The organism is Bradyrhizobium lupini (assembly GCF_040939785.1).
GTDB classification, from domain to species: Bacteria; Pseudomonadota; Alphaproteobacteria; order Rhizobiales; family Xanthobacteraceae; genus Bradyrhizobium; species Bradyrhizobium canariense_D.
This window is the reverse complement of the sequence record NZ_CP162553.1, coordinates 903100-914500: the sequence shown is the minus strand read 5'-3', so window position 1 is coordinate 914500 and position 11401 is coordinate 903100. Positions and strand designations below refer to the sequence as shown.

Here is an 11401-nt window from a genome sequence, read left to right as displayed (position 1 = left end):
ATCCGTGGTTAATGTCACCATCATTCAGAATTCAGAGCTATCGGATGTAGGCGCGCCAGCCGCTGACAGCGCCCTTTACATCTCGCGGGGTCGATTGGCTTCGGCGCTGGCGTTTCGGTTCTCATGTTGTGCGCGGATCGGCCGATCCGTCGACCGTGCAGGCCACAGCCTCAAATAGCAGATTGAGATAGTTGCAGGTCCTGATTTGCACTTATGCGGCTGTGTCGTTGGTTCGTTGGTTCGAACGTTTGTGAGATAGTACGACGTCCGAGGACACTTCCTGAAAGTAGCTCAAACTTGCCCATGATAGACCGGAGCGAGAGAGGATGATCGTACCGGTGGTCATCCGCGCAGAGGGTTGAATTGCTGGTCGGCATCGTGAGGTCCTCCCCAGGCGGCGCGGGAGACGTTTGTGCCCGTTAACAGCGGCGCCGGCCGGCGTGTCGCCCCCTTAGGTTCCTGAGATGATCAGAGCGGCCTGTCCCGTTGCGCAATGCAGCTTACATGGGGACGTCAATTGTCGCACATCTGTGTCGACGAGCCTGGATTTGTACGGGGTTCGCCAGCATAGGCGGGCCGGTGCTCACGAAGCTGGGGCATGAAAGCAACAATCCACAACACGTTGCACCAGCGCACCACTGTTAATTTGCGCGATCGGGACGATTCAGGCCTGCTCTCTGCAACGAACCTAGTAGCTGCGGGGGATGACAATGACTGTCACGCGTGCGATTGGCGCTGCTGCCTTGTTTCTGATGACGCTTAGCTCTGAAGCCTATGCTGCGCGCCAGCACAGACCGGGAGAGCGGATTTCTTGCTCAGAGGTCAAATACTACGTTGCTAAGTATTCGGCGGCCCTGGCTGAGATGTATGCCCGTAACCACGGGGCCACCGGCGCCCAGATCGAGCGGGCGCGGCGTTGCTTGGCCTCGAATGAGGCTGCCGAAACAGGGCAACGCAGGTCCTATAGCGAATGAGCATGACGCAGCCTTCGTAATAAAGCGCGCTGGCCGGGGATATCCTGCAAGGTCAGGGCTGTACGCCTACCCGCGGTCGCAGCTGACGATCGAAGTTAGCTGATTGCCTTGCACGCGCAGATAGGCCTTCCGACTAGTGGCCAGGCGAGCGCGCGATTGCACACTCGCACGCGAGGCCGCTCCGCAGTCATGTCCTCCTCCGCTCATCGCATGCTGATTCCCAATCATCGGTGTCGGGCCATATCCTCTTATCGCTCCAATTTGGTGCCAAAGGCTGTCGCAGCAATTGCACGCTCGACCTCGGAAGCCAACACGCTCAGATGATCGGCAAGCCTCGCGAACAACTCTCGCTTTTGCAGGTCGGTGGCCAGATCGCTGATCGATTTGCAGTCGGCTGCGTCTTTGAGGAGGTTCTCCAGCTGCTCTTGCATGTCTCTCATCGTCTGTGTGCCCCAAAGGCACCCTCGGCTTCATTCAGTTGAACCGATTGAGGCGTACTTGAGCTCCCGCCGATCCATTTCCGAACGGAGCGATTCAGCATAGGTGCGCAGATTGTCGCCAACAAGGCGGGAGCGTCCGCCATTTGCGCGATCAGCCAACACCTGTCGCCGCACGCTTTCCCAAAGAGACAATACGGTCTGATCTTTCGTTTGAAAAGGTCATCCACAGGCCTCCAGTACATGGCGCGCCGATAGTACGCGTACCTCATGAGCGGGATTGTTCGGTTGCGGACATTGCCGTGGAGAAGCTAGGCGCCCGTTGCACATTGGCCACATCGTCCATGTCCGGGATAACGGGCTATCACGCCGAAAGGCGCGATGGTTTGCGGCATCCCCCCGTTTCAGTTACTACGTCGGCAGAACCAAAGCGCGAGACCGGGCTGCATTCATAGAGAAGATCCCCTCGATTTCGAGACGCATGGTATCGTGGCATTCGCACGCCACCGCTGCGAGCCGCAATGGATCAATCTCGATTTCTCCTCGCCGTTCAGATCTGATCGCTCCGGAAGCGCGCAGGTTGCGCATCAGGAGCGTCACTGTCGTTCGTCGCACACCCAGTATTTGCGAAAGCGCCTCTTGGGTGAGTGCGAGGACGTCGTGGTCGGCACGGTCGCGAAGATGGAGCAGCCAGCGTGCCATGCGGGCTTGGGCCGGATGCAGCGCATTGCAGGCGCCGCCGATTTGTAGCTGTATCAGCATCGCTTTGAAATGAATCTGGACTGCGTGGCGGATCGCGGGGCTTCGGCTAAAAGCGGCGTGGAATCGCGATGCGGGGATCCGCGAGGCGATGCCCGCGGCACGAACGACGGCGGTAACGGCCGAAGGGGACGGCCCTAGCACGGAAAGAGTGCCTACTGCTCCCTCGCGCCCTATTGCGGCGCTGGCGACCGTCTGTCCGTTGGCCATGTCGATCATCACAGAAATGGCGCCACTATGAGGAAAGAGGACGTGCTCGGTCTGGTCACCCGCCTGCGAGACGACCGCATCCCGATCGAGCGCTACCATCTCTAGCTCGGGCGCCAGCAGTTCGAGGTCCGCCGCCGGCAGTGTTGCCAGAAGTCGGTTGCCAATTTCGGCGGGAAGCGTCACTGCGGCCTACCTCGAACGATCCGCCGCATCGCATTTCGAGCGTCATAGGGCGGCCAACTCGAACTTTGTTTGAATCCGCCTACGCCTCGCGCCCCGAAGTCCAATTCAGCTGCGGAAGTTCTCAATCTCAAAAACTCCAACCACACGCGTCTCGGAGGCGAATTGTTGTCTCTCAGGATGATTTAGGAGTTAGGTCCCAGCGCGCCGCTGCACAATTGCGAAATGCGCATGGGTAACACCATAGGGAGTTCCGCTTTCCGGGACGCGGCAAGCGCTGCGGCGATCTCGGAAGTGTGGGGCTCGGCTTGACCTAGAAGCTCAACAGCTACGTGATGAAGCCGGGTCATTTCCGCCAGGACAAACGAGACAGTCTGCTTAGGAAGGCCCGGCAGAACGAATTCACGTCTCAGATAACCGAGTGGCTGACCTTGTCAGTAACCGAGTGGCTGACCTTGCCAAGATGGCAGCCACCGAAATAGGGCGCCTCCGTTGGCGGCATGAGTGGCGGCTCAAACGAGCATCCACATCGTAAACGCGGCGCAGAGGCAGATCGTGCCCACGACAGTCATCCGGCAAAGAAGCGCTCGGTCCGGTCCATGTCGATCATCTTCGAGATCGATCCACGCCCATAAACGTTTAAAGCTGCACGCTGGCTCCTGCTTGCGCGCGTCGCAATCTGTCAGAGCTTACGTCCCATTAGACGGTGTGAGCGCAGTCGTGCGACGAACGAAGACGACGCCGATCCACGAGTTGGAGCGTTACATGCGGTGCAAGGATTGTTCGGACGTGCGGGGCTATTGCAGCGGGCAAAACGGACGATCTGTTCTGTCTGTCGCAGAAAGATACCGTTGATGCAGAACCAAAACCAGAATGTTCGGGTCGGGATTCGAGTCGTATCGCCACCAACATGGCAACGACTTTGTACGCTAAAGTACGATCTTCTACGATGTTGTACTCTGACGGCAGCGGTTCGAGCGCTCGTACGGATTGTCTCAGCCGCGAAAGCGCGGCGAACCTTCTGAAAGTCAGGTCGATGCCACAAGCGGGCGTTGCGGGACAGCGGGCTCGAAGAAGGGGCGGCCGAGTTCGACCGGCTCGGACGCAGGGGAACGCTTCCTCCTTCTACTGAGGCTGGTCCGGTCCCTTCAGCTTTCGCGTGGGCTGCGATCGAGGTTCACCGAGAAATAGTCGACCACTTCCGTAGCCTCGGCGCCTTGCCTGAAACCCCGCTGTTCTTCGAAATCGACGGAAGGACCATATGGATGAACTGCTGGCGGCGTACAATGACATCACCGCTTCCGGATTGGGCCCTCCCAACCGCAATGCGATGCGGCGAAGGCGGAGCAGCGTTCGCTGGCGGAGCCATGCGCAAAGTTCGGTTGTGCACGCCGATCTAGCCGGCTTGACCTCTTCCGCATCAGCCACGCGTTCGCTGAGAGGGCGGCTTAAACTCCACGACCTCGTGCTGGTCGCACGGATTAGCTCGCTCATTTTTCTTGACGATTAGCTCAAGCTCGAGAGCCTCGAAGGCGAGTTCATCCGCCAAGCGCTTAAACAGCTCGCGCTTTTCTATGTCCGTCGCTTGCTGGCTCATCAGCATAAACTCTCTGGCGTCAGCGCGGACCTTTTCCAAACGTCGTCGGAGGTCCTTCATGTGTGCCGGCTTAGCTTTTAAACTTATCCTTGGCCCGAACAAATCAGTTTGCTGGTTCGGATCCACCCGGAGTCAACTGCCGAAACTCGATACTGGTTCTATGCGGACCGCCAAATTCGCCGCTCTTCGTGCTGCGATATTTGGGCCACGCTCCATGACCCCGCCCCTGTTCAGGGATTGCGGGCTGAGGACGGCCGTCTTGGCCGATGAGCCATCCCTGTCCGGCTCTCGCCGGATGATGCATAGAACTAGCATACCTGAAGGGGGCATGAATGTTCGAAAGCGCACAGACGCGAGTGTTGCGCCGGACTAGGCTGGGAGCGATCCTGGACGCTCGCAAAGCGCTCGGGACCCAACGGCCTCGGGGAGATGCGAAAATGTGCCGGCTGCGCTGAAGCGGCTCCGTCCGCGAACGCAGTGTTGCCGGTTGCGTGCCGGGTATGAGGCAGGAGTAAGCTCGGCAGATTTAGATCAACGATGGTCGTTCTCGTGCGTACTTTTCTTCTCATTGTGGGAATATGGCTACTGGTGAACGTTCTGTTCGTTGTAGTTGTCCTGCCCTCGCGCAGACCGTCACCTACTCGGCGAGCAGGAATTCCATCTCCGGTGACGATTAACACGACGGCCGGTCGCTCGGACGATCACGACCCACCACTCCTGCAGCGCGCAATGAGGCCGGTTGCAATCAGGGTTCTTTTCATCGTGCTCATCCCTCCAGTCCTTCGAGCGTGGAATGCGGTTAGGCGGCACTTCAGAGGGCACGACAACTAGACACGGCCATCGCGTGCTTGAGATTCTCGTCGATGTCCTCACTGCGCCGCGGGCCCCCCGAGCGATTCAGCGAGACCATCAGCACAGCGCTCTCGCTATGGCCATGCCTCGAAGCATGGTTATGACCCGCGCTTCAACGATGATGTGAGGAGCTCAGAGCCCAGGGGGAACAGCCGGCGCCAGCATTTCCATCCCAAAATGCCGCAACGCGCGCTCAATTGGTCTGCCGCTTTTCGGCTGAAGCCCGATCGATTAGGAAATCGTCCAATTTTCGGCCGCCTCGAAGCTGCGGCCGCAGCCATCGAGGCAGCCTGCCGCGACCCGACCATGTCTCCGCCGGGTTCTTCGGATTGCGATATTTGGGACGAACGGGCGGGTATGGACGGCGCTCGCGATTGAACCGCGTGGCCTCGTTGGCCAGTCCAATCCTGTGGAGCCGTTCCTCCAAATGTGCTTTTTGCATCAACATTTTCTGAGTGAGTTTGGCGGCGACCTCTTGGTGAAATATCCAGAGCTCGTCAACGGAGAGCGAATTGAAATGCGCGGTGTTCATGGCTCCATCCCTAATCTTGGGCAGAAGGCCCAGGCAGACAAGTCGGGAATCCGGGAACAGACAAGCCCTCAGTTAAATATTGATCATGCAATCCACATTTAATACGAGAGGTAGCAGGGAGAAAGGCGCGACAGTGGTAATATCGTGGCGGAGTATTTAAATCGCCGCGCGGGGTAGCCACGTCTCGTGACCTCCACAAACTCACCCTTGGCCAGTTGCGCTTTCGTGCTCGGGGACGAGCGCAAAGATGGCGATCACCGGACGGCGGCGCGGACGGCTCGATGAATCGCGCTGCCTCGTGACCGGCATATTAATCAGGTAGCCAAGAGTACAATTAATTAATTCATCGCGCCGCCCGATTTAAGCCGCATGGGAGCCGTTGTCGCCGCTAAGGTTCGAGCGGGGGGTGGGGCGCACCCGGGAGTTTTCGATGTCCGGTCATTTGCGATTATACTTCGCCAGTTTGGTGCTTGTCGGAGGTTTATCGGCGGCGCCTGCGTCTTCCAACCCTCTTGCCGACTTCTTCAATACTGCTACGCCCCAACCCACGGTAACCTCTCCGCCGCAAGCCGAATGCGTCCCGCGTCCCGGTACCTCGACCACTGGTGGACAGCATTGGGTCTACCGAATGGACGGTCGCCGCAAATGCTGGTTCCTGGCCGAGGGCATCGCGACGGTGAAGAAGCCGATTCGGGCTCGCATGGCCAAAGACCGCAGCGCCAGTTTGGACGAGAACGGGACGAGGTGGAGCGCGGTCGTTGATGCGCGCGCGGAGGTGCTGCGCTCCGCACCGCCCGAGCAATCTCAGCCGCCTGTACCCGAAATGAAGGTAGCTGATGCCGCTTCCAATCTCGGCACGGGGTCGGCGGCCCCCATTGTCGATCTTCCCAACCAGATCACCTCCGAACACTCCGCACCGGGCCAAGTCGACGTTGGGCAGCTTCTCGCCGACGCACCTCAAGATATGCCGCTGGGCGCGCGCACTGCAGAGGCGCACGGCGAAGCGCGCAGCTGGACGGCCTGGTTCGGTGTACTGCTGATGACGCTTGGTGGCCTCTCGCTCTTGAGCTCGAGCCGCACGCTTCGGCATGCGTGGAGATTACGTTAGCTTAGATGCGAGGTACATCCGCCGCGCAATCAATGGATTCCACGAGCCGGTATAGCCGAACTGCCACACGTACAAAGATTCCGTGCGCCACGCCTAGTTTGGCACCGGCTTAGACGGACATTCGAGTACGATGACGGTCGCCTTTGGGATCGGACTGCATTATGCGGTACAAGGTGTTCGTGGTGGACGGCAGCCGGCAACTGATCTGCGCTGCAAAGCTCGACTGCATTGATGAGCAGACGGCGAGACGCCGAGCCGAGCAAATGCATGACGAGCACGACGTTGAGCTTTGGCAAGGCGATCGACTCGTTGCTGTGTTCCGAAGTGCAACGTCGAATGAAGGTCGGAGCTAACGCGCGATCCTGAATCGACGGCCGGTCTCGCCGCCGAGTTAGTTCGAGCATTGTGAGGCACCCCGGCCTGGCTGGTTGCCGACATGTCGCAGCGACGTCGTCACCAAGGCTCGCTACTGCGGTCCCGGCCGTCTCTAAACGGCTCTTGCTCCGCCGCTCGCTTTGGTACGCCGTCTTCTGCCCATCGTTCTTGCTTCTACATGTCGGAGCTTGCGTCGAAGCTTCTCCACCTCTCTAAGCTCCTCCAGAAGCGCCTGGTGCCGTTCATTCAGAACAGCACTAGAAAAAATCTGACGCGTACTCGACATCACATGCCTCAGAAAATGATTTGAAGTAAGAAGTCGACGAAAAGCGAAAGATAAAGAATACTCCACCGAAGCTCAATGAGCTGAAGCCGCAGCCGCCAGATGCTCCCAGTACTCTGCCTCTGCAAGCAGTTTCCAGCTTCTCTCAGGTTGGAGTGCGGCAGTCTGTCGGCATAGCAGCGCCATTGCACGCAGGCGGCGGGCAGCTTCCATTTCAACCTCCCATGTTTTCCCCCAACATATTTTTCGTTTTTGCGATGGAGTCATCATGATTATATGACATAATCAAATTTCTCATTTAATGGCGGTCAATTTGGTTCCATTTGTAAGCCGACCGGGAACTGCTTTCGGTTTAAGCTTCACATGGATTTCGAATGCTTGCTCGCCGACCCCCGCTGCGCGGTAAAGCGAACGAGACTGCACGGGACGGCAGCACGAGATGCGAAGCTTCATGCGCGAGCATCGCAATGTCAGAAATCCCAGCCGAGGACTCCTCGCCGCCCTCCAGGGCACGTGCGTCGGCTACTGAGACAGTTATCTTCTTTGGCTTTCAAGGTGATGGCAACCAAGACAGCATCAACAGGGTCAGAAGCAATAGATGTCGCGTGCCTGCTGGGCTTCGCTCCGACAGTTCTCATCATGGCGTATGTGGGCGGCCTAAGCGAAGGAGCCAACGGGTTGCGCAAGACTTTGCAGCAAACACGGTTGGGAGGATCAAGAAAGAGTATCAGGAGCGGGATTGGGTCGTGCTTCGGAACCTCTCCAGTGGGCTGCTCCTGCGTGATCTCGTGGAGAAAGAGAAATTGCAGTTCGTGCGCCATACGTGTCGTTCTCCGAAGTGAGTTCATAGGCATGGAGCCGGGGATTTATCGAGGGGTCAGTAACCTAAAACAAACGAGCCTGGATGCAGAAACCGCCCCATTAAGTCCCGAGGCCGTTTTGCTTGACTAGAAGCGAGGAAGCAATTTCTCGTCCTCGTGCTGAAAGCGCAATTGAGCCTGGTCCAGGTCGCGGCCCGCTTCAGTAGGGTTGGGCGGGGTCAGGCATCGGCAGATTCGGTGCCTTCGGGAGTATCTTCGACGGGTCGAACTGCGCGAGGATCTGCTTGCCCATAGCCACCGGATCTTTGAAAAAATCCAACGGAGACGGGAAATTGAAGCTGCCTGGCAGAGAGTGCAGGGCGTTGAAATCGGAAACGTCATCGACGCCAAGCACTACCTCCTCACCCTCGACGACGAAGTGCTTCTGGCGGTTCTTCAGAGCGGCCGCGGCAATCCATGGGTAACGCTCGATCCAATCCGTGCCATGCGCGATAGCGGGCGGCACGCGTTTGTCCGCGGATACGTCCTGCTCTCTTGCGAGGCAGCAAAGGATGGGGAACGACGGATGCGCTCGCTCCAAGGCAAGCTGGGCGATTTTAAAGCACAGGGTCATTTTTAAATGAATAAATAATATAATGCCAATTTAAATGTTGACCGATATTTAAAATAGAATTAATTTGAGAGTGCCTGGCGCCGGACGAACGCGTCTGGCCACCGAGAAACGGCTCCCGCATCCCGCCCCTGCTTACGCCATGAGATGTGAGGGGCCGTTTCTTGGCCGATGGTGAGGCGGATCATCCTCCGCATGGCTACGTTTTTATCGTCCCCACCATGACAGCAGCGGTGTTACTGGTTGAAATCGCAATTATTATTGTTCTCGTCACGATTTGACTGACGCGAGAAACTAACAGCTGATGAGAAGCGGCGCGCGATCACGCATGATCGTCTCAGTCAGCTCGCCGCATCGTGCGGTCGATTTATCTTGTCAAAGTGGAAAAATGACCCGCCGGTCACACCGGTCGTTTTAGTCGTTGCTCTCACGAGCTTAGACCGCATGCCGGCCAGTATCATGTAAGTAAGGCGCCGCCAGATCAGGTTCATAACGGCTATGAGTGCATTTAGCCGCTCGAGGCGGACTTCAGCGCGGGCGCAAAGCGTTCGGAGAATGTTGCGGCCTTGGCTCCCGGGCTGCAGAAAGAGCGGCCGAGATAATCGTTGAACACCCCACGAATGCGATCGCGAGTAAGGCCGCACCGAAAAATAGTTTCCTCATCTTACTCTCCTCGAGAGGACGTCAATGCCGTTCAGTCTTGGAGGGCGTTGTTTCGCGTCATTGCGTGTGAGGCTCGAAACGGTTTCCTGCCCGCGGTCGTGACTCAAGCTGGGGTTATGGCGGTAGGACCTGCGTTGTGCGCCGCGCAACAACATATGCTCCGAAAAGACCGATGGCGGAGAGACGGCCCCGGCTTCAGGGTTGGCTTTTGAGGTACGCCGGAGCCGCTCCGCCAGCTTGGGCAAGCTAGCGAGACAGCAACGGCGCAGTGAGGACACGGGTTCCTCGCCGCGCAGGTCAGGCGAGGTTTAATTGGCACAATGTAATCCGCCGCGCTTTATCTTCGTTTCTACCCTGCGGCAAGCCACAATGCCTCTGACACTGCGGATGATAGGCCTGGATGATTACACGGTTCACGAGGACCGGCAGCTAGTCGGGCGCATCCGCTACGCCAACGAATGCTCCCCGGGGTTTTGGTTGTGGACGTGCATCGTGACGCTTCCCGGTCCGCCGTTCGGGAAAGCTGGCTCACTCGATGAAGCGAAGGGGCGGTTCATGATCGCATGGGAGAATTTCAAGGCGAAGCATACGGCGGAAGAGTTGGGGAAGGCCTTCGCTGAGATGAATCGCGCCAACCGACCAGACCATTATCTGCGCTCAGTGCGTTAGCGCGTCGCATTTGATTGCGACAAAATTCGCCGGTTCACATTGCGGGCCATTTCCAAGCCGACGAGTTCGTCCCGGCTGTGTAGGCGCCAGCAGTGAGATTGCCCCGGCTTCAGGCCGACTTTTGGGTGGCCGCGGCCGCTCAGTTAGCTCGCGAGGAGCCGGCAAGATTCTCAAGCTCCCTATCGAGGTGTTCGTTCCCTGCTGGTCCACCGTGGGAAATTGACGGGAGGGCGCCGGTTCACGTTGGCTGCCTTCCTCATGTGGGCAACATGACGCCTGTCCCAGTACAGGCGGTCATTCATCCAACTCGCATTTTAAACTAAATCCTAAGTTGGTGGGCTTTTCGTTTTTATCAGCTTCTGTCATGTGGCGACGGTCATTTAGGAGAGACGTGCGTGGCGACAGGTGTTGTGAAGTGGCTCAACCAAAGGCTATGGCTTCATTCAGCCCGACGACCGCGGGAAGGACGTCTTTGTCCACATTTCAGCGGTGGAGAAGGCTGGCTTCAGTGGTTTGGCAGAAGGTGCAAAGGTGAGCTACGAGATCGTGAGCGATCGGGGCGAGCAGTCCGCAGGTAATCTGAGACGGTAGGCGTGGCTGGGACAGGGCCCGCCGGTTCGCACAGGCGGGCCGGGCGCTTTGACCACGTATCGAATTTAGTACTCGCTTTGGCGGCAATCTTCGGCGCGTTCACCGCTCCAGTTCCTTGATGGCGTCCTTTAGCAGCTCGAGAAGCCGGATTTCACATGCCCCCATGACGAACTGATCGGCGTCGTCAGGCACGACAATCTGCCCCTGCACGTGTCCATCATGGGACTGGATGATGAAGTCTCGGGCCTTGCACGCTTCGTTGCGGACGTTCGTTATCGCCTCAAGCGGACCCCATTCAATTCTGACAGCCATTGCTAACCCTCGCTCTTGGCGGAACGCGCGCGAGCTACTGCGGGTCATGCGAGTTGAGGAGCGGTAAAGCCGGCACATCGATCGGCTCGCATGGCGGTCGATCAACCCGGTTCGCTTTCTTTCCGCTGACGAGGACACCAATATAGCCGTCACCCCGCCCTGCGATCATCAGCCAGTGCGGGAATGCCAAGGACATGGTCGCTGGCCTCAAAATACCGCGCTCACGGGCGCCGTAGGACAAACCTATTCAATCATTTCGCGATTGAACAAGTCAAACATTTAATATATTTAATAGATGCATTGTCTATTTAATTGTGAGATATCAAGAGCGCGGGGTGCACTTATGCCCTCGATAGAGTCTATGCACTTCGGCAGCACAGCGCCTTCCGACCAGCACCCCTATGATCGCGAGCCGGGTGCGCCTCCTG

9 protein-coding genes and 1 pseudogene are annotated in these 11401 nt (G+C 58.0%); 4 read left to right on the top strand and 6 right to left on the bottom strand.

Going from position 1 to position 11401, the window contains the following annotated elements; all coding sequences use genetic code 11:
* Positions 1-710 precede the first annotated feature (710 nt).
* The gene (locus AB3L03_RS04720) at positions 711-974 is read left to right on the top strand and encodes a hypothetical protein (RefSeq protein ID WP_007592736.1); all 264 of its coding nucleotides are present in this window, start codon (positions 711-713) and stop codon (positions 972-974) included.
* Positions 975-1222: 248 nt separating this feature from the next.
* On the opposite strand, the gene AB3L03_RS04715 is transcribed toward AB3L03_RS04720, so the two are convergent.
* The 4 genes from AB3L03_RS04715 to AB3L03_RS04700 all read right to left on the bottom strand — a co-directional run bounded on the left by AB3L03_RS04715 (position 1223) and on the right by AB3L03_RS04700 (position 5541).
* The gene (locus AB3L03_RS04715) at positions 1223-1414 is read right to left on the bottom strand and encodes a hypothetical protein (RefSeq protein ID WP_026233663.1); all 192 of its coding nucleotides are present in this window, start codon (positions 1412-1414) and stop codon (positions 1223-1225) included.
* Between the two features lie 408 nt (positions 1415-1822).
* Positions 1823-2563, bottom strand: coding sequence for a Crp/Fnr family transcriptional regulator (locus tag AB3L03_RS04710; protein WP_204510833.1), 741 nt, complete (start codon positions 2561-2563; stop codon positions 1823-1825).
* Positions 2564-3980: 1417 nt separating this feature from the next.
* Complete coding sequence (locus tag AB3L03_RS04705; protein ID WP_231188768.1) at positions 3981-4157, bottom strand: hypothetical protein; 177 nt, start codon at positions 4155-4157, stop codon at positions 3981-3983.
* 1045 nt (positions 4158-5202) lie between these two features.
* The gene (locus tag AB3L03_RS04700; RefSeq protein ID WP_204510834.1) at positions 5203-5541 is read right to left on the bottom strand and encodes an H-NS family nucleoid-associated regulatory protein; all 339 of its coding nucleotides are present in this window, start codon (positions 5539-5541) and stop codon (positions 5203-5205) included.
* A 628-nt stretch (positions 5542-6169) separates the two neighbouring features.
* Between AB3L03_RS04700 and AB3L03_RS04695 the strand changes: the two genes are divergently transcribed.
* The gene (locus AB3L03_RS04695; RefSeq protein WP_231188667.1) at positions 6170-6649 is read left to right on the top strand and encodes a hypothetical protein; all 480 of its coding nucleotides are present in this window, start codon (positions 6170-6172) and stop codon (positions 6647-6649) included.
* Between the two features lie 1678 nt (positions 6650-8327).
* Here the strand turns inward: AB3L03_RS04695 and AB3L03_RS04690 are convergent.
* Positions 8328-8741: a hypothetical protein gene (locus tag AB3L03_RS04690; RefSeq protein WP_231188665.1), complete on the bottom strand. Its 414-nt coding sequence runs from the start codon at positions 8739-8741 to the stop codon at positions 8328-8330.
* Between the two features lie 1029 nt (positions 8742-9770).
* Here AB3L03_RS04690 and AB3L03_RS04685 point away from each other — a divergent pair.
* Together AB3L03_RS04685 and AB3L03_RS04680 are read left to right on the top strand one after the other, a co-directional pair.
* Complete coding sequence (locus AB3L03_RS04685) at positions 9771-10070, top strand: hypothetical protein (protein WP_026233247.1); 300 nt, start codon at positions 9771-9773, stop codon at positions 10068-10070.
* Between the two features lie 395 nt (positions 10071-10465).
* Positions 10466-10661: pseudogene (locus AB3L03_RS04680) on the top strand (cold-shock protein).
* Between the two features lie 99 nt (positions 10662-10760).
* On the opposite strand, the gene AB3L03_RS04675 reads toward AB3L03_RS04680, so the two are convergent.
* Entirely contained in the window at positions 10761-10973 is a 213-nt protein-coding gene (locus AB3L03_RS04675) for a hypothetical protein (RefSeq protein ID WP_018456774.1), read from the bottom strand.
* Positions 10974-11401 lie beyond the last annotated feature (428 nt).